Source organism: Acidobacteriota bacterium (genome assembly GCA_034211275.1).
Taxonomy (GTDB): Bacteria; Acidobacteriota; Thermoanaerobaculia; order Multivoradales; family JAHZIX01; genus JAGQSE01.
In genome coordinates this window covers 22,498-41,924 of sequence record JAXHTF010000039.1, presented here as the reverse complement: position 1 = coordinate 41,924, position 19,427 = coordinate 22,498, and the positions used below count along the sequence as shown (strand labels likewise).

The window sequence follows — 19,427 nt, the reverse complement described above, 5'->3', positions numbered from 1 at the left end:
TACAACCAGGGCACCAGCGGCATGGCCCGCCCCGCCCGGCTCCAGCTCGCCAAGCCGCAGCCAGGAGGGAACACCCAGACCCTCTTCGACACCGGCTTCTACGCCTACGACGGCGCCGGCAACATCAGCGCTATCGGCGCCAACCGCTACACCTACGACGAGACCTCGAGGCTGCTGAGCGCCTCGGTGAGCCGCCCCGACGCGGTCTTCAGCGCCGACTACACCTACGACCCCTTCGACAACCTCACCGGCTACCGCCGCACTGGGGAGCCTTGGCAGTACTGGATGGTGGACGCCAAGAACCGCCAGCTCGGCAAGACCATCGACGGTGTCAACCACTTCTACGACGGCGCCGGCAACCTGGTCCGCGCGGGCTTCCAGGCCGATGGGATCAGCCCGGTGTGGGAATGGACCTACGACGCGTTGAACATGCAGCAGCGCTACAAGCGGACCTTCCCCGACGGCACCTTCCAGGAGTACATCTACCTCTACGGCCCCGGGGACCTTCGCCTGATGGAGTTCGATGGTCAGACAGGAATCCGGAAGATGACCTACCGCAACCTCGACGGCTCGCTTCTGCGCGAGTACGAGGTCCTGGGCTTTGGGCTCTACCAGCCGGGCAACCCGGGAGAAGTCTGGACCCACAAGAAGGACTTCCTCCACGGCCCGATGGGCCTCATCGCCACCCGCACCCACGGCGGCGGCGCCCGCTTCTTCTTCGCCGATCACCTGGGCAGCCCGAGAGTCCTGACCAACGGCCTCGGCACCCTCACCGGCAAGCACCACTACTACCCCTACGGCACCGAGTACGCCCCGGGCCAGGACGACGAGCAGGAGTACAAATACACCGGCCACCAGCGGGACACTCACGGGCTCTCGGACTACATGCGGGGGAGGACGTGTGCGTTTCCGCTGCAGCGGTTTATGAGCGTGGATCCGGGGCGGGATGGGTGGAATTTGTATGCGTATACTGGAGGCAATCCCGTTCGCTTCGTCGATCCTACGGGGCAAGCTCGGACCGGCGCGCAGATCGCAGCTTCGGCGGATGCACGCATCGGCCAATACAAGTCGTTCGCGGTAGCGAGGTATACAGACGGAACCCCTACCGGGGTGGCTCTCGCCACTCTTGCAGGTGCAGGGGCCGACTTTCTCAAGCTGGGAACGGATGTTCTTCGTTTGGGCGAAGGTCTCGGAGAGGCCGTCGGTAATGACCAGCTGAGCGGAACCGAGAAGGCCGCCGCCGTAGCTCAAGATTTGGGTCGAGCTTCGGCGATTGTTGGCGGTGTCGGATCCGCTGGCGGGAAGGTCCTGAAGAGTGCTTCCAAGACACTTGGGTTGAGCAAGTCCTCCTCCGGAAATATTAAGGTATTCAAGGCAAACCGACTCAAAAAGCAAGGTATTGATCCCGAGGCGACCAAGCAGGAGATCGTTGGGCGCGTTTCCGCTGGAAAGTTCAATATCGGCGTCGATGATGACGGCCAGCTAGTCCTAGTTCCTGTGAAGAAGGGAGCTTCCGAGGTCATCCATACCGGCATTCCCTTTGAATCCCTGACTCAATAGTCCTGAGGAGATACGGTGCTTCAAGAAGACTCTTCACCTCTTATTTCCACAAGCTTTACGATTGAAGATCCGGACTTGGACCCCGATCATTGCACCTGCGAGATCGGCCTAGAGCCAACTGAGGCTGGCCGAAAAGGAGAACGTCTCAGGCCAAGTAGCAAAGTTCGCCTGGTAACCTCAGTGTGGACTATAGCGCTAGACAAACAGCCCAGCTGGGAGATCGATGAGGGGCTCAGTCAACTCATGGATCACTTATGGCCGAAAAGAAAAGCGATCATTGATTTATTGAAGAGAACCAGGTGGAGCGCCGGATTCTCCACAAGCGTGATCATTCAGGAAGATCGGCCGCTTTACATTCTGGGGCCCGAGACTCTGCGTCGACTGGCCTATTTCGGAATTACGTACAGCCTCGACATCTTCGACTACTCCGAATGATCAAATCACGCGAACCCCTCTCCTTTCGAGAACCACGACTGGCGCGTTTGCAAGACTTCCTAATGTGGGTGATCCGAATATTTAGAGCGTCTCGAAAAGGGTTCGATAGGTTCGGCGCCTTCGTTGGGAACTTGAAGGTCTAGCAGGCCTTGCAAGAGCTGGGTGCCAGCGAGAGGGAGCAGTTCTCCGTCGAATCAAGGTTTAAAAACCTCAGGCGATGAGGCTATTGGCGAGATTTTCGGACGAGGATGCGGCAAAAAGTGCCGCTCGCTGCGCGGGCCGATTTTTGCCATGGGCTGGTAGGCGTAGATCAGCGGCAGGAGTTAAGTCGCGAGATCAGCGGCTCAGACCTCTCTTACCAAGAGCTCAAAGAACTGGCGAAGGAACTATTTCCTCAGTCCAGGGAGTTGTAATGAATCAAGATGGCTGTCGCAGGAAACTCGAAGCAATAATCGATAAATTGAAGGGGCTCACCTGCTGGAGTTATGTGGCTGGCTCGGGAACAGGCTCAGTCGTAGCTTTGGACTTTGGGAGAAAGATAAGACGTGCGCGACCGCTTCGTAATCCCTCTCTTACTGAAGACCAGAGAACTTTCGAGGGTGAGATCTCTATTCTTGTGGAGTGCGCGTGGAGAGTTGACTCTCGGACGCAGGTTCTGGGTGGCTCCGCCAATGACAATCGCCAAGGCATGGCAATGCTAAAGTCTTTAGGCAAACTAATCGGGTGCCGAGTAGCCGACGCGAAGGCTCTTGCTCCTGGATATGATCTGCTGATTGATTTTGAGGAGGGCCTTCGCTTCGAGGCTTTTGCGGTCGAGACCAATCTGGAAGACGATGTCGACAACTACAGCATCCACACTGAAAAGAGTATTTTGACAGTTGGAGCAGGTAGCCTTCTTCGGGAGGAGCCACGAAAAGGAAGATGACGCGCAGATCCTCCCCAGCGTCACGTAAGCACTCCCGCTGGTGAGAGAATTGGACCCAATAAAGACTCTCCTCAACTTAGTGTGGGTAGGGTCAGCCGGCTTCTCAGCAGAGCGACTCAGTCCCATCTGGAACTAGACCTACGACACGCTGAGGCTCTTCGGGCATCAAAGCTAAACGGCCTCGGCACCCCTACGGGCAACGACAGTCGACACCTCTCTGAACTCCACCCCTGCTAGCATCAGCAGGCTAGGCACGACGAACACTTCCCCGCCCACACCAGGGTCGGGGCTTTGAGGAGGATGGGACGAGATGGAGATTCAGGGTCAGGCGTTCTTGGTTACCGGGGGTGGATCGGGATTGGGGGAGGCGACGGCGCGGCGGTTGGTGGCGGAAGGGGGGAAGGTGGTGTTGCTCGACGTCAACGCTGAAGCCGGCGAGGCGGTGGCGGCGGATCTGGGGGAGGCGGCGCAGTTCGCCAAGACCGACGTCACCGACGAGGCGGCGGTGCGGGCCGCCATCGGGGTAGCCCAGGAAGCCTTCGGCGGCATCCACGGTGCGGTGAGCTGTGCCGGGGTTGGCGATCCCGGAAAGGTGCTGGGCAAGAACGGACCGCTGCCGCTGGAGCAATACGAGAAGGTGATCCGCATCAACCTCATCGGCACATTCAATGTCATGCGGCTGGCCGCCGAGGCACTGGCGCAGAACGAGCCCAACGACGAGGGTGAGCGGGGAGTGATCGTCAACACCGCTTCCATCGCCGGATACGAAGGGCAGATCGGCCAGGTGGCGTATGCGTCCTCCAAGGCCGGGGTCATCGGCCTGACACTCCCGGCGGCTCGGGAGCTGGCGCGCCACGGCATTCGCGTGGTGACCATCGCGCCGGGGCTCTTCGACACCCCGCTGCTGGCGGGCCTGCCGGAGGCCGCCCGCCAATCCCTCGGCGAGCAGATCCCCTTCCCGTCCCGCCTGGGTCAGCCGGCGGAGTACGGTGCACTGGTGGAGCACATCGTGCGCAACCCGATGCTCAACGGTGAGGTCATCCGCCTCGACGGCGCGCTACGCATGGCGCCTCGCTAGGTGACGCTGGCTTCCCTGCCGGGGCCCGTCGTCCCGGCCGGGAAGCGCAGTGCATGACTCAATAGCCGTTCGACTCGACGGCGGATTCGATGCGCAGACTCTTCGACCTGGTCCACGACGCTTTCCACCGCCCCCACACCGCCGTGTACCGGTGGGTGCAGGGGGTGGTTTGGGGGCTCATTGGCTTCTCGGTGCTGCTGCTCCTGCTGGAAGCCTCGGGCTGGGGCCGGGAGGTGCGCCTCCTCGACACGGCGGTGCTTTGGCTTTTCGCCGCCGAGCTCACTCTGCGGGTGCTCTCCTATCGCCCTCCCAGCCTGGACCTTTTTCAGCTCAACCGCTGGCAGCGGCTGCGCTCCCACGTGGTGGATCGGCTGCGTTTTTGCCTACAACCGCTGATTCTCATCGACGTCGTCACCGTGCTGGCGGTGATTCCGGCCTTGCGCGGCCTACGGGCCCTGCGACTGCTGCGGCTGGTGCGCACAGCACACCTTTTCCGCTACCACAACCCGTTCCAATCCCTGGCCCGGGCCTTCCGCGACAACGCCCTGCTCTACAGCTTCGCCCTCACCATCCTGGGTTCTTCCGTGACCTTGGGGGGCGTCAGCATCTTTCTCATCGAGGGGCGCAGCAACGACAACATCAACAGCATCGCCGACGGGATCTGGTGGGCTCTGGTCACCCTGACCACCGTCGGCTTCGGCGACATCAGCCCCAGCTCGGCCCTGGGCCGGGTGGTAGGCGGTGCGCTGATGGTCACCGGTATGTTCATCCTGGCCCTCTTCGCCGGCATCGTCGGCCGGACGCTGGTGAACACGGTGATGAATATTCGCGAGGAGCAATTCCGTATGGGTGGCTACATCGACCACGTGGTGATCTGCGGCTACGACCCTGGAGCGCGGCTGCTCCTGGACTCGGTGCAGGCGGAGATCGATCCGGAGGAGAACCCGGTGATGATCTTTGCCCCCGGGGACCGTCCGGAGGATGTGCCACCGAGCTTCATCTGGGTCTCCGGCGACCCGACCAAGGAGAGCGAGCTGGACAAGGTTCGCCTGACCCACGCGGCGGCGGTGATCTTGGTGGGCCGCCGCAGCCTGGCACCGCAGCAGGCCGACGCGTCGACCATCCTCACCGCCTTCACCATTCGCTCCTACCTGCGGCGCCAGCCCCTCAACCAGCAGCGCACGAGGCCGCTCTACATGGTGGCGGAGGTTCTCGACGCCGAGAATGTGGAGCACGCCCGCACCGCCGGCGCCGACGAGGTCATCGAGAGCAACCGCCTGGGCTTCTCTCTGCTCACCCACGCGGTGACCATGCCCGGCACCGCCGCCATCCTGGGCCGGGTGGCCCTGGTGGGAGCCCACAGCATCTTTGTCGGCGACCTGCCCGAAGATTGCTCCACCCCCACCACCTTCGGCGAGCTGAGCCGAGAGCTCAAGGACCGCTTCGGCGTTCTGCTCATCGGAGTGCGCGACAGCCACAGCGGTCAGGAGCAGCTCAACCCCTCGGACCAGCTGACCGTGGACTCCAACACCCAGCTCATCTACCTGGCTCAGGAACCGGTGCTACAAGAGCCGACGCCGAGCCCGGAACGCACCGAATAGCCCTGGGCCGCGTGGTAGCATCCCTGCAGTCGACGATCCCGGCAGGACCGGCTCGGGGTTTCACCGCCCTCCCCACCGCTCTTCGAATCCCCGAGCATTCGCCGTCGCACCGAAGGGCCCTTCCGCGGCACGCCGGCCGAAATTCAATCCATGACCGTTGAGATGGAAGGCTCGGAGCGAGTACCGAACCCCCTCGGCCCTTGCCGGCTGCTCTGGCCGTTGGGGTCCGGAGGTGCGGGCACGGTGTACCTCGCGGAGCTGGAAGAGGATCGCCCGTACGGCCCCAAGGGTACGCGGGTAGCGGTCAAGGTTCTGGATCCCCACTGCCTGGAATCGAAGACCGTTCTGCGACGCTTCCTCCGGGAAGCGGAGCTGGGGCGGCAGCTGAATCACCCGTCGGTGGTTCGCACCTACGACATCGACCGCAGCGAAGACGGGCAATTCCACTATCTGGTGATGGAGTACGTCGAAGGACGCACTCTCCGCGAGCTGATGCGCGAGCTGGGGCCGTTCACCGAGGCCTTGTTGGTGGACATGGCGCACCAGATCGCCGAGGGCCTGCAAGCGATTCACGAGGTCGGCGCCGCGCACCGGGACCTCAAACCGGGCAACATCCTCATCACCCCCGACTATCAGGTCAAGCTGATGGATCTGGGGGTGGCGTTCCTGATCGAGAACAGCCCGCGGCTGACCCGGGAAGGGTACTTCGTCGGTACCCTGCTCTACGCCTCGCCGGAGCAAGTGCGGGGGGAAGAGGTCGGGCCGGCGGCGGATCTGTACTCCGTCGGCATCCTGCTCTACGAGGCCGCCACGTCGATCCATCCCTTCGAGTCCGACAGCGCCCAGGAAACCATGCAGCGGCAGCTCAACCACACGCCGCCCAAGGCCGGAGACCTGAATCCACAGATTAGCCCCTGGCTCGAAGAGCTCATCGCCTGCCTGATGGCCAAGCACCCGGAGGACCGCATGGCCTCCGCCTTCGACGTCATCACGGTGCTCGAGCAGGGCGAAGCCTCCACGTGGTGGGGCCGGCAGCAACAGGACTTGACGCTGGATCGGCCGGAGCGCGCCCTGCGCCAGGCCCGTTTGAGTCGTGAAACCGCATTCATCGGCCGCTTTCGAGAAATGCAGACCCTGCGAGCCCTCTATCGCGAGGCCCGGGCCGGACGCGGCCAGGTGTTGGTGATCGAGGGCGAGGCGGGCGTGGGCAAAACACGCCTGGTGGACGAGCTGGTGCGCCAGATTGTGGCCAAGGACGACAGCTTCCACCTGCTCTACGGCTCCGGAGCACCGGGCACTTTGGGCGCCGCCCCGGGCCCCATGAGTCGCGCGGTGCTGGACCATTTCGGCGATCACAACCTGGAACGCAAGCTCACCCCCCTCCTGGCGGCGACGCCGCGCATGGTGCCGGGGTTCGTGGCCTTGCTCACCGGCGCCAACCTGCCCCCCGGCGCCACCCCCCTCAACAGCGATGCGGTGCAGGCGGTCTTCATCTACCTGACCAGCGTGCTGGCGGCGGACCGCACCTTGATCTGGGTCGTCGACGATCTACACCACGGCAGCGCCGAAGGACTGACCCTCTTCGCCACCTTGGCCCATCAGGCCGCCGAGCTACCCATGTTGCTCATCGGCACCGTGCAGCCGGGAGAAGTGGAGGAGGAGCTGGGCTCGCTCCAACGTCTCGATCACGTGCACCATCTACCGCTGCGGAGGCTATCCCGACGCCAGGTGCAAGAGATGCTCCGGGGATTGCTCGACTCGGAGGCCGCCGCCGAGACCATCGGCCGAGAGCTCGCCTCCCGTTCCGACGGCAACCCCTTCTTCATCATCGAGATGGTGCGGGAGCTGCGGGAACAGAGCGACGACAGTGCAGAGGGCGACTTCGCCATCGACCCCAGCCGGATCACCATCCCCAGCTCGGTGCGCGAGCTGCTGCTCACCCGTCTGGAGGAGATCGACGGTCAGGATCAGGAGCTGTTGAATGCCGGCGCGGTCCAGGGCTTCTCCTTCGATCCGGACCTCTGCGCTCGGGTGCTGGGGGTCAAGCGGCTCGAGGTTCTGGCCCGTCTCGCCGCCTTGGAGGCTCACAGCGGAGTGATCCACTCATCGGGACCGGAGTTCATCTTCGATCACCACCATCTGCAGGACGTGGTCTACAACGGCCTATCCCCCCGGCGCCGGCAAGAGCTGCACCGGCGGCTGGCAGAGGCCTACGAGGAGAAGCTTCAGGAGGTCGGCCAGGAGCCATCGAGCCAGGTGCGGGCAGCCCAGAGACCGCACAGCGATCCGCCGGATGGAGAAGCCTCGGACAGAGAAGCCTCGGATGTAGAAGAACCGGAGAGCGCAGAGCTGGACGCCGAGAGGCTGGAACAGCTGGCCGGCAAAGATGCCTTCTTCCTGAGCCATCACTATCTGCGCGGCGGAGCCCCGCGCCGGGCGCTGCGCACAGTGCTGCCGGCCCTCCATCATCTCTCCGTGCGATATCAGAACGACGCTCTGCTGGAGCTTGCCGAAGAGGCCCTGAAGGTCCTCGACGGACCGGACCTGGTCCTGCGCTGCGACATCCGACTGCGTCAGTTGGAGTGTTTGGAGATGCGGGGTCAGCGGCAGGAACAGCGGGCCGCCGCCGAGGATGCGGTGGCCACCGCCCGCGCTCTGGCGGATCCGCTACGACTCGCGTCCGCCGAGCTCGCTCTGGCTCGTTACCGCGCCGCCCAGGAGGATTACACCAGCGCCCGCGAAGTTCTCGAGCGGGCTCGGCAGCGAATCCAGGGAGAGACCCCGAAGGACCGGCGAGGCGACGAGCTGGCGACGGAGATTCTCGCCGCCTTGGGCACGGTCTTGGTGGAGATGGGGGACCTCTCCGCAGCCCTGGTGACGGGGGAAGAGCTGCTGCGGCTGGCCGACCAGCTGTCCATGCCCCAGGCGGAGGGTCGTGCGCGCTTCACCCTCGGCCACGCTCACCTCGGCCGGGGAGCCTATGACCAGGCTCTCAAACATCTGGAGGCGGCGGCGGAGATCTTCCAGCAGATCGAGGATCGACGGGACGAGGCGCGTACCGCGACCCTGGTGGGGTCCGCGCTGCACGCTCTGGGCATCGTCACCGAAGCCCAACAACAATTCGAGCACAGTATCCGCGTCGCCCGAGCCATCGGCTTCAGCCGCGGCGCACTGCGAGGGCTCTACGGACTGGCGTTGCTACACCTCGACTGCGGCCGCCTGGAGCTCGCCGAGCAGCATCTTCGAGCCTGTCTCAAGAGCTGCCGCGGGCGCGGCATGAGCCACCTGGAGAGCCTGGCCCTGCTGGGGCTGGGGGAGCTTCATCGGGCTCGACACGATCCGGTGCCGGCGGAGAGCTGCTTCGAGCAGGCGTTGGAGCTCCAGCACAACTTGGGCAACACCCGCACGCTGGCCCAAACCTCCTTCGCCCTCGGCCGGCTGCTCTACGAGCAACGCGACTCGCTGCGCGCCCAGACCATGCTGGAAGAGGCAGCCCAGCTGAGCCGCGACTTCCGCCTGGAGCGCCTGGGCCCGCTTCCCCAGATCTATCTCGACCTGCTCCTGGGCGGCTCGCCCCAACAGACCGAGATCACCGACCGCGCTCCGATCCTGGTGCGGGCAGAGGCTCACCTCTTGCTGCATCGGGCACGGGTGCCGGGGAACCATCTGGAGCAGGCCCTGGAGCTCCTGGAGACCGTCAGCCAGCGGCTCGACGAAGAGGCCCGGGAAGAGCTGTGGGAGCAGAACCGTCTGGCCCGCTCCATCCGCCGGGCGGGCGCTCACCGGGGCGAGGCTCGCCGGGCCGAGAGCGAACCCGACACCGAGGCCTGATTCTTCCCTTCGAACCCCAACTCGGAGCCGCCTCCGGGAAGGAATTCACCTCCCATCCGGTTGCAGATCCCGATATGTGCGCGATGAAAACCAAGACCATCCTGTCGTCCATTCTCCTCTGTCTCGCCCTCGCCGGAAGCCTGGGAGCTCAGCCGGCGGTTCCGGATCCGCCCCCCGAGGCGGCGCCCCTGGAGCAGACCGAGGCGTCGGTAGTCACTCCAGAACCCGATGCCGCTCCCTTGGCATCCACGACCCTGGGGGCAGGGAGCCCACCGCCGGCAACCCTGCGCATCCCGGTGCGGCTATCCGCCGCCGGCGACGTGCCCCCGGACCTCGCCGAAGGAGATTTCGCCCTCTCCATCGCCGGCGACTCGAAGCCGGTGGAGGCGGTACGCGTCGGCGCGGAGCTCGAGCCTTGGCACATCGTCCTGTACCTGGACAGCGTGATGGCCAGCGACGACGAGCTGCGCCGCGCCGGAGTGGCGCTGGCGGAGCACGCCGACGCCCTCACCGCCCTCGGCACCGTGGAGGTGGTGCGCGCCGCTCCCGAGCCGCGACCGGTGCTGCCTCCCACCCGCGACCCGGCGGCGGTGGATGCGGCATTGTCGCAGATCGCCCTGGGAGCCGGAGACGGCGACGCCCTCCGTTCCCTGCGCCGGCGCACCTTCCAACGGCTGACCCACCTGCGCCAGCGTCGGGATCTGGATCCCGGCGGGGACGACGCGCTGGCGGAGCTCATCGCCCAGGCGGTGGGAGAAGAGGTGAGCCTGGTCCAGCGCCAGCAGGATTGGATGCTCTCCTGGCTCGCCGGCCGGAGCTCCGGCGCCGCCGGACGCAAGCTGGTGATCCTGGTCTCCGGCGGCTACGACCTGGAGGCCCGACAGTTCTACTTGCAGCAATTGCCCGAGGAGCTGCGAGGCTCGCTGGCACCGGCGGCTCCACGGCTGCCGCTGGAAGGGCCGACCCACGAGTGGGTAACAGGCATTACGGCCCTGGGCTGGATGGCGCTACCCCTCCAGCTCACCGCCTCAGTGAACCTCGATACCGACGAGGCGGGGCGCGCTTACGACCGCTTCCAGGAGGCCTCCGCAGACTCCGGCGCCGAGAGCTCCCCGGCTCCCCGTGCCTGGCAGACCACCTCCCTGCGCAAGATCCGCCGTCAGCTTCTGGGCGAGAGCGACGAGGTCGAGCCCCAGGGGCCGCTGCTGCTGGCGCCGGATCGTCCGCTGGAGGAGCTCGCTGCCGCCAGCGGCGGCCTGCGCATCGGAGATCGCCAACAGCTCACGGCGACGCTGGACGAGCTAGGTCATAGCGCGGTGCTGACGGTGCCGCGGGACGGCGCCGAAGGCAGCCTGCCGCTGCTGGTGGAAAGCCGGCGGACCGGCCTGCGGGTCCAGGGCCCGCTGTGGACTGCCAGCGAGGTACCGACAGCGGTGTCGGCGGCCCGGGCTCGCCTGCTGCTCTCGGGGCGGGAGGGCGAGGGGAGCCTGCAACTGGCAGCCTCCCTGGCGGCGTCTCCGGCAGGACCCGCGAGGAGTGCTGGCGAGGACGACGGCGGAGACGCCGGAAACGGAGCCGGCCGCCTCGCTGCCCAGGCGGATCTCCTGCCGGTGGCGGAAACCCGCGCCGCCATCGCCGGCGACGGCGTGCTGGAACGGCCGGTGGAGGTGCGCTGGACCATCGCACAGGGCACCGCCCGGGGCCCCGCCAGCCTGTCCTACGAAACCCGGCGGGTAGAGAACCCGACGCTACCGGTAGCGCTCGACCTCCCCGTGGAGCTGGTCCCCGGTGCCGACCGGGTGGCGGTGGTGGTGGAAGCTCTGGACGGTAGCGGCTGGGGCGGAGCCCTGGCGGCGACCTTGGACGCGGATCTGGCGTCGGAGGACAGCGGCACCGCAGCCCCCGCCCTCGAGGCAAGTGAGCTGGACGCCCTGGCGGAAGCGGCCTACCTGCCCCGGGACAAACCCATCCGCCTGCTCCCACCGTCCGACGAGGTACTGCGGGGCAAGGTGCGCTTCCAGACCCTGGTGAGCAACGAGCAGGTGGCTTCGGTGGACTTCTACCTCGACGGCGAACGGGTGGAGCGCAGCCGGGACGCCCCCTTCGAAGCCCGGCTGCGCCTGGGCCGCCTGCCCCGGCCCCACACGGTACGGGTGGTGGCCTTCGACGCCACCGGCCGGGAGCTGGGCCAGGACACCCTCTCCATCAACGATCTGGGGAGCGGCTTTCGAGTGCGCATCGTCGATCCCCTGCCGGGGCGCCGCACCGGACCGGTGGACGTGCAGATGGACGTCAACGTGCCGGTGGACCGGCGCCTGGACCGCCTGGAGCTGAGCTGGAACGACCGCCGGGTCGCCACCCTCTACGGCCCTCCCTACCGCCAGCGGCTGGTGATCCCAACGGATAATCCGGAGGGCTTCATCCGCGCCGTCGCCACCCTCGACGATGGCCGCACCAGCGAGGACGTGGTCTTCCTCAATCAGCGGGACTTCGCCGAACGGGTGCAGATTCGGCTGGTAGAGCTCTACACCGTGGTCACGGACCGCGACGGGAGGCCGGTGCAAGGGCTCTCGGCGGATCGCTTCACCGTCGAGGAGGACGGCGAGGTCCAGGAGCTGGCAGGCTTCAACGACGCCGGCGACCTGCCCCTCACCATGGGGCTGACCCTCGACTCCTCCGCCAGCATGTTCGTCAAACTGCCGATCGTCCAGCAGGCCGCCGGCGACTTCGTCCGCGGCTTCCTCTCCGGCCGCGATCGCGCGTTCCTGGTGGATTTCGACACCGAGCCGCGCATGGTGCGGGAGATGACCAGCGATCTGTATCGGGTGGTGGACGGGATCGAGAGCCTGGAGGCGGACGGTGACACCCACATCTGGGAGTCCATCGTCTATTCACTGATGGAGCTCCAGGGCTCCTCCGGCAAGAAGGCCCTGGTGGTCTTCTCCGACGGCGCCGAAGAGGAAGAAGCGCTGAGCTTCCGCACCTGTCAGCGCTTCGCCCAACGCCTGGGGATTCCCATCTACCTCATCGTCCTGCACCCGGGCATCGCCCGCGGCGACGACCTGACGGCGTCGGTGAAATCCTTCGCCCGCAAGCTCGAGCGGCTCGCCCAAGAGACCGGCGGCCGAGCCTACTTCATCCCCAACACCGACAAGCTGGAAGAGATCTACCGCCAGATCGACACCGAGCTGCGCAGCCAATACCTCCTCACCTACTACTCCGAGGCCCGCACCGAGGGCGACGAGGAATGGCGGGAGGTCACCGTCAAGGTCGACGGCAAGGGCCTCGAAGCGCGCACCATCTCGGGGTACTTCCCGAGCTACTGAGATCTTTTCCCGGCTACGCTCCAGGCTGGAATCCGAGGGCTGCGATGGTGGGCTGGCGCCCACCCTACCGGAGGTCTTAGGACTCAACCTCAAGGCGACAAAAAAACGGCGGGCGACCCGGAGATGGGTGCCCGCCGTTTTGTTGTTTCGGACTCTTCGTTTCAGGACCTTGCGGTCCCGATTCGAGTAGCGCGCTCCTCAGTTGCCGATGTAGAGGGACTCGCGGGACTCGAAGTTGTCGAAGTAGAGGTCACCGTTGGTGTTGACGTCCAACCCACCGGCCACACCGATGCGCACGAAGTCGGCGGCGCGCTCGTCGTTGTTGATGTTGATGGCCTCGCCGATGGGACGGCGGTTGACCCACAGCCGCAGGTAGCCGTCGTCGTTCCCGGGACCGCTGGAGCGCTTCCAGTCGATCTCGATGATGTTGGGGTTGGCGTTGTCCAGAGTCGCCCAGGCGATCTGGTTCCAGGCGGCGCTGGACGGATCGTCATGAGCCTTGGCGCGCAGGAAGTAGTCGCCGTTGTTGTAGCGCAGCACCAGGGTGGCCAGGCGGTAGTTCGGCGCCCCCGCGAGGAGGGTGAAGATCTTGAAGCGCTTGTTGGTGTCCATGGTCAGCGTCGCGGTATCCAAGTAGAAGCGCGCGCGGTAGCGGTCGAGACCGCCCACACCTTCGTCCACCAGGTAGTCGGAGACGGTGCTGCTGCCGTCGAAGCTGGCCTCGAGACCATTGGAGCCTTCGATAGCGGCGGCGCCGGTAACGCTCAGCAGAGTGCCGGAGCCGCTGCCGCCGGCGGTATCCCAGGAGTTGGTGTCGCCGCTCTCGAAGTCATCGAGGAAGAGCTGGTCCGGCTCGATGGGCTCGTAGAGAGAGGCACGATAGCCCTGGATGGTGCAGCGGATGCGGCGCATCTGCTCCTGGGTGAACTGGTTCATGCAGATGTCGTCGCTGTAATCCATGTAATTTTCCCGCGGATCCAGCGAGCTGCAGGTAGAGCGGGGCGCGCCGCAGCCGAAGTACGGGTTGCTCTCGGCATTGGTGTCGCAGATCAGATCACCGGAGGTGTAGCAGCCGGGCATAGTGGCGGTGCCACAGCCACCGCTGAAGGTGTGCTCCAGACCGAAGTAGTGGCCCAGCTCGTGGGTGCCGGTGCGGCCCAGGTCGAAGGGCGAGAAAGGAGCGTTCTTACCGAAGGTGGTATCGAGGATGACCACCCGGTCCCCGGCGGTGCCGGCGATGCCGTCCTGGGGCAGGCCCGGAACGTAGCCCAGCGCGCCGCTGGCGCTGTTGGTGTAGATGTTCATGAAGTTGCTGGGGTCCCAGCTCAGGGTGTTCCAGTAGGCACCGCTGTCGTTGTACCAGCTGGTGTTGTTGCTGCGGGTGATGCCATTGGTCTGGAGACCGGTGAGGGGATCCTCGTCGGCCATCACGAAACGCAGACCGGTGAAGGTACCGGGGGCGCCGTTGCTCCCCGCCAGGGCCTGGAAGTCCTCGTTGAGCACGTCGATCTGGCTATACACCCGCTCGTCGGGCACCACGCCCTGGGTACCGCCATCGTTCTCGATGATGTGCACCACCACCGGCACCTGGTAGGTCATGCCGGGATCGTAGGAAGGATCGGGGTTGGTGGAGCTACCGGTGCAGTCCGTACCACCCTCGGGCCAAGGTCCGACTGTGTTGCGGACCTCCGGCGTCAAGCAGCGCATGCCGCTGGAACGGAAGTAGTCGGACTTGAAGTAGGCCTCCCAGCCGTCGAAGGTGTGACCGTTGACGATCAGGGTGTTGGATTCGGCATCGGGGAATTTGGTGATGCCGTCGGCGGCCAGACTGGGCACCGCGGCGGCGAGCAAAGCCAAGGCGAGCAAGAGGTGAAGGGTTCGTCGCATGAAAAAGCCTCCTAGAGTTCTGGTTTGAAATCAGTACAACCAAGCGTGGACAGGGGGTTGGAATCGAGCCGAGTCGTCGATGGTAGGGCGAGAGCCGAGGCCCTCAGGCGGGATGAAATTCATAGCCGCGCTCCCGGTGCCAGACGGCCGGGTCGGCAAAATAATGATCGAGAGAGTCGCGCTGCTGGGGGGAAAGCAGGCCACACTCCTGCGCCACCGTCAGAGTGGTGCCGCGGTCCGCCACCGCATGGAGGCGGATTCCGTGCTCGGCGAGAGTTCCTTCCCCGCCCTGCTGGCGGTCGAAGAGCACCAAGGCGTCGGAAACTTCGCCGCCGGCCTCCCGGAGCGCCTCCACAAAGCCCATCTTGCTGCCGCCGTCGGTGATCAAGTCCTCCACCAAGAGCACTCGGGCACCCGCCTCGAGGCTACCTTCCACCTTCGAGGCGATACCGTAGCCCTTGGCCTTTTTGCGCACATAGAGCATGGGACGGTCGAGAGCCTGGGCGAGATAGGCGGCGTAGGGAATGCCGGCGGTCTCACCCCCGGCGACGGCGTCGACGGTCACCTTGCGCTGCCGGCAAAGCCAGCGCGCGCAGGCCACGTAGAGTCCCATGAAAACCGGATCCGAGATCATCTGCCGGCAGTTGACGTACACCGGGCTGCGGTTGCCCGAAGCCAAGAGAAACGGCTCCTCCAGCTGGAAGCGTACAGCCCCGGCCTGCCAGAGCAGGAACGCCAGGCTCTGCCGTAGCCGCAGCAATCCCTCTGTGGAGAGATCTTCCGTGGAGAGAGTGCTGGTCATCAAATTTACTCGGGTCGACAATGCTCCCCGACGAGCAGCGGACGGACTCAAAGAATCGACGCCCGGCTATATGAGAGTGGCCTTCCATTTTGACACAGCTGACCTCCAAGTGGCCAGCCTCGTCCCCAAATGGTCCTTCCAAAACCCTTGCACCGCCGCGGCGAATGGGACATGGTGCCTGCTGCTATGGCCACCTACGCACTCGGCGACGTCCACGGTTGCTACAAGACCCTTCGCAAGCTCCTCCGCCGCATCGGCTTCGACCCGGACCACGACCGCCTCTGGCTGGTGGGGGATCTGGTCAACCGCGGCCCCGACTCCCTGGCGGTGCTCCGCTGGGCTCGGGATTTGCACCGGCAGATGGGCGAGCGCCTGCGGGTGGTGCAAGGAAATCACGACCTGCACCTCCAGGCCCTCGCCGCCGGCCTCGCCCGGCTGCGCTCGAAGGACATGCTGAAACCGGTGCTGGAAGCCAAGGACGGTGATCGGCTGGTCGAATGGCTGGCGGAGCAGCCGCTGCTCCATCGCGAGGGAAATTGGCTGATGGTGCACGCCGGCCTACTGCCCCACTGGACCCCGGAAGACGCCGAGAGCGAAGCCCGGCGGGTGCAGGCTGCCCTTCTCGGCGGTTCTCGCCGGCAGCTGTTGCAGCGCCCCGCCTCCAAGCCAGCCGGCGCCGAGGCCGAGCTCCAGCGCAGCCTGACCGCCTTCACCCGCCTGCGCTGCTGCACCGCCGACGGCGAGCCGACCCCCCACAAAGGGCCGCCGGAAGAGGCTCCCGCCGGCGAGCTGGCCTGGTTCGACGTTCCGGGCCGGCGTAGCTCCGACGCCACGGCGATCTTCGGCCATTGGGCGGCCCTGGGACTGCGGGTCCAGCCCGGTATCCTCGCCCTCGACAGCGGTGCGGCATGGGGCGGCAAGCTCACCGCCGTGCGCCTGGAGGACGGCAAGATCTTCCAACAGCGGGCCAAGGAAACGGCCCACCTCCGCCCCGACGGCTAGGATCTCCCTCGCTGGCCCGGCAGGAAAGCCCGGCAGCAAGGCCCAGCAGCAAGGTTCGCCACCGGGCCCCAAAACCACGACGTAGAAAAGACTTTGAATCATGAGCCAATCCGCCTTCCCCCTCGACCCCGTCGACGTCCCCCTCAACGCCTGGCCCCGCACCCTCGACGCCCTGCGCCGGGGGGTTGAAGACGGTCTGCACCACGGCGGGCAGCTCTACGTGGCCCGGGACGGCCGGGTAGTGGCGGACTTCGCCTTCGGGCTCCGCCGGCAGGACCAGCCCATGACCCGCGACACGGGGATGATCTGGCTGTCCAGCACCAAGCCGATGGCGGCGGTGGGCATCGCCCAGCTGTGGGAGCGGGGCGAGCTGGAGCTCGACGACCCGGTCACCCGCTTCGTGCCGGAGTTCGGCCAGAAGGGCAAGGAAGGCATCACCCTGCGCCACATCCTCACCCACACCGGCGGCTTCCGCATGCTCGGCTTGCCGTGGCCCAAGGCTTCCTGGGACGAGCTCATCGAGCGCATCTGCGCCACCAAGATCGAGCCCCGCTGGGTCCCTGGGGAGCGGGCCGGCTACCACCAGCAGGGCAGCTGGTTCATCCTCGGTGAGGTGATCCGCCGCATCGACGGACGGCCCTTCGACCGCTACAGCCGGGAGGCTCTCTTCGAGCCCCTGGGGATGGATCAGTGTTGGGTGGGAATGCCGGCGGAGGTCTTCCGCCAGGACCCGGAGCGCATCGCTCCGCTCTACGACACGGCGGTCGAAAACGGCGAGGGCAGCCCCGGCAGCGAGCCCGGCTGGCGCCCTTTCCCCATGCACCGGGAAGACCGCATGACCCACACCAACCCCGCCGCCTCCGGCACCGGCCCCATGCACCAGCTCGCCCGCTTCTACGAAATGCTCCTGCGCCGCGGCGAGCTCGACGGCCAGCGCCTGCTGCTGCCTCAAACCGTCGAGGCTCTGACCTGCCCGCACCGGGTCGGCCTCTACGACCGCACCTTCAAGGCGCCGATGGATTGGGGTCTGGGGCTGATCGTCAACTCCGAGCACTACCATGAGGAAGACGACGAATCCGGCCCCGCGGACGGCGCAGCTCCGGACGAGGCCCGCATGCCCTACGGCTACGGCCGCCACGCCTCCCGCCGCACTTTTGGCCACAGCGGCCGCCAATCCTCCGCCGCCTTCGCCGACCCCGTACACAACCTGGTGGTCGCCCTGGCGGTCAACGGCCTGCCCGGCGACGAGCCCCATCGGGCCCGCACCCAGGCCATCACGGAGGGGATCTACGAGGACTTGGGGCTGGCTTCCTGAGCAGCGCCTCCTCCAACAACCGGTGGAAGTGATGCACGCCCTGCTCGCGGCTGGGGGAGAAACGGCCACGGTGGTAGAGGCGGGAGCCGATGCCGCGCTGGACGTTTTCCACCACTTCTTCGTCCTCCCGCTCCACCCGGTCGAGCATCGCTCCGGCGCTGCCGTCGATCTTCGACTCATCCCAGACGTAGGAGAGGAAGCGCACCCGGGTGCGGTCCACCGCCAGGGGCTCGACCACGTTCACCGAGACACCCCAGGGATAGACGTTGAGCATGGTGCTGGGAAAGAGCCACCAATAGTAGGCAGCGATTCGTTGACCGGCGTCGACGGAGTCCGCAGGTAGATCGAAGACTTCCTCGGCACCGCTGGCGACCCCCAGCTGGAGGTTGGAGAGGGGGAAGAGCTCGGTGCGGTAGCTGCCGTAATCCAGTGCCTCGGCCAGATCTCCGTGGACGAAGGGGATGTGGAAGCCTTCGAGGTAGTTGTCGCAGTAGAGAGCCCAATGGGCGCGCACCAGATAGTCCCGAGAGCGGGCCGCGTCGAAGGTCATCTCGTCGATGGGCAACCAGCCCACCCGGCGCTCCAGCTCGTCCATCAGATCCCGGAACGGCCGGGCCGGATCGAGGGAAGCGAAGAGAAGCTTGCCCCAGCGTTCCAGCGGCACTTTCGGCAGGTGGTCGCGGTCGCTGGGAAAGTCCACCGCGTCGGCGCATTCGGGCATCTGCTGGAAGCAGCCGTCGAGACCGAAGCGCCGGCCGTGGTAACGGCAGCGCAGATTCCGTTCCTTCCCCGGCGCCTCCACCACCCGGTGGCCGCGGTGGGTGCAGACGTTGGACAGGCAGTGGAGCCGATCCTCGCCGTCGCGGGTGAGCACCAAAGACTCGTCGAGACAGCCCGGAAGCAGCTCTACTGGCTGCACCTGCCCGGGCACCCGCACCTGATCCGCATCCCCGACAAACTGCCAGCTGCGGGCGAAGATCTTCTCCCGGGCGGCGGCGAAGAGGTCGGCGTCGCGGTAGAACCACCCGGGCAGCGTCGAGGCGCGGCGGATGTCCGCATCGATGGGCGGCAGGGGGCGGCTCAAGCCCCACCTCCGGTGCCCGCCCCTTCCCCGCTCCAAGACAAGAGCAAACGGGCTCCTCCATCGCGGCGCTCGAAGCGATGCTCCACGCCCTCGAGACCGAAGCGCTCGGCGGCTCCCGCGTAGAAGCCGCAGGCAACGTAGAGATCCGAATCCGAATAGTCGGGAGCTCCATCGAGAAAGATGGTGCAGGAGCGGCCGTCCGCCCCTAGCCTGTGACGCATTTCGCCGTGGCTGTAGAAGCGGTCGTGCAGCCCCGCCACCTTGCTCAGGAAGCTCTCGAAGCTAGCACCCCCGGAGTACACTCCGTAGGTCGACCCCAACACCTTGTGCGCTGAATGCCTCCCCACCTCCGTCAGGCGGCGCAGGTCGCCGCCAAAGCAAGCCTCGGCCACCAGCACGTTGAGGCGGTCGAAGAGACGGTACGGATACCAATCGGATTCCAGGATCAGGAACAATCCCTCGGACCGAAGCTCCTGTCGCAGGTTCTGTTCAACCTCTGCCCCGGCCCGCTCGCGGACGAAAGCGAGCTTGGTGGTCAGGGAGCTACCCTTGACTCGGTACTCACCGTCTTCGGCCATGCA

Annotated in this window: 13 protein-coding genes; 9 read left to right on the top strand and 4 right to left on the bottom strand. The window is 65.9% G+C overall.

Features of this window, described 5'->3' with window-relative positions:
• The 7 genes from SX243_08945 to SX243_08915 all read left to right on the top strand — a co-directional run.
• The coding region (locus SX243_08945) for an RHS repeat-associated core domain-containing protein (GenBank protein ID MDY7093083.1) at positions 1 to 1,560 on the top strand (1,560 nt) is incomplete at its 5' end.
• 15 nt (positions 1,561 to 1,575) lie between these two features.
• Entirely contained in the window at positions 1,576 to 1,995 is a 420-nt protein-coding gene (locus SX243_08940) for a DUF4279 domain-containing protein (GenBank protein ID MDY7093082.1), read from the top strand.
• A 412-nt stretch (positions 1,996 to 2,407) separates the two neighbouring features.
• Positions 2,408 to 2,920 (top strand): hypothetical protein, encoded by a 513-nt coding sequence (locus tag SX243_08935; protein MDY7093081.1) that lies wholly within the window; start codon positions 2,408 to 2,410, stop codon positions 2,918 to 2,920.
• Positions 2,921 to 3,230: 310 nt separating this feature from the next.
• Positions 3,231 to 3,998: a 3-hydroxyacyl-CoA dehydrogenase gene (locus tag SX243_08930; GenBank protein MDY7093080.1), complete on the top strand. Its 768-nt coding sequence runs from the start codon at positions 3,231 to 3,233 to the stop codon at positions 3,996 to 3,998.
• 89 nt (positions 3,999 to 4,087) lie between these two features.
• Entirely contained in the window at positions 4,088 to 5,599 is a 1,512-nt protein-coding gene (locus SX243_08925) for an ion transporter (protein MDY7093079.1), read from the top strand.
• A 150-nt stretch (positions 5,600 to 5,749) separates the two neighbouring features.
• Positions 5,750 to 9,430, top strand: coding sequence for a protein kinase (locus SX243_08920; protein MDY7093078.1), 3,681 nt, complete (start codon positions 5,750 to 5,752; stop codon positions 9,428 to 9,430).
• Between the two features lie 83 nt (positions 9,431 to 9,513).
• Positions 9,514 to 12,756, top strand: a complete 3,243-nt coding sequence (locus SX243_08915; protein MDY7093077.1) for a VWA domain-containing protein — start codon at positions 9,514 to 9,516, stop codon at positions 12,754 to 12,756.
• Between the two features lie 198 nt (positions 12,757 to 12,954).
• Here SX243_08915 and SX243_08910 read toward each other — a convergent pair whose 3' ends face one another.
• Positions 12,955 to 14,643 carry a zinc metalloprotease gene (locus SX243_08910; GenBank protein MDY7093076.1) on the bottom strand — a complete coding sequence of 563 codons (1,689 nt, stop codon included), beginning with the start codon at positions 14,641 to 14,643 and terminating at the stop codon, positions 12,955 to 12,957.
• Between the two features lie 103 nt (positions 14,644 to 14,746).
• On the bottom strand, positions 14,747 to 15,445 hold the full coding sequence (gene pyrE / locus SX243_08905; GenBank protein ID MDY7093075.1) for an orotate phosphoribosyltransferase: 699 nt from the start codon (positions 15,443 to 15,445) through the stop codon (positions 14,747 to 14,749).
• Between the two features lie 186 nt (positions 15,446 to 15,631).
• Between pyrE and SX243_08900 the strand changes: the two genes are divergently transcribed.
• Together SX243_08900 and SX243_08895 are read left to right on the top strand one after the other, a co-directional pair.
• Entirely contained in the window at positions 15,632 to 16,447 is an 816-nt protein-coding gene (locus SX243_08900) for a symmetrical bis(5'-nucleosyl)-tetraphosphatase (protein ID MDY7093074.1), read from the top strand.
• A 100-nt stretch (positions 16,448 to 16,547) separates the two neighbouring features.
• Positions 16,548 to 17,762: a serine hydrolase domain-containing protein gene (locus SX243_08895; protein MDY7093073.1), complete on the top strand. Its 1,215-nt coding sequence runs from the start codon at positions 16,548 to 16,550 to the stop codon at positions 17,760 to 17,762.
• Here the strand turns inward: SX243_08895 and SX243_08890 are convergent.
• Positions 17,722 to 18,846 (bottom strand): aromatic ring-hydroxylating dioxygenase subunit alpha, encoded by a 1,125-nt coding sequence (locus SX243_08890; protein ID MDY7093072.1) that lies wholly within the window; start codon positions 18,844 to 18,846, stop codon positions 17,722 to 17,724. The genes SX243_08895 and SX243_08890 overlap by 41 nt on opposite strands.
• Positions 18,843 to 19,424 (bottom strand): hypothetical protein, encoded by a 582-nt coding sequence (locus SX243_08885; GenBank protein ID MDY7093071.1) that lies wholly within the window; start codon positions 19,422 to 19,424, stop codon positions 18,843 to 18,845. Before SX243_08885 ends, SX243_08890 begins: the two co-directional genes overlap by 4 nt.
• Between the last annotated feature and the right edge of the window lie 3 nt (positions 19,425 to 19,427).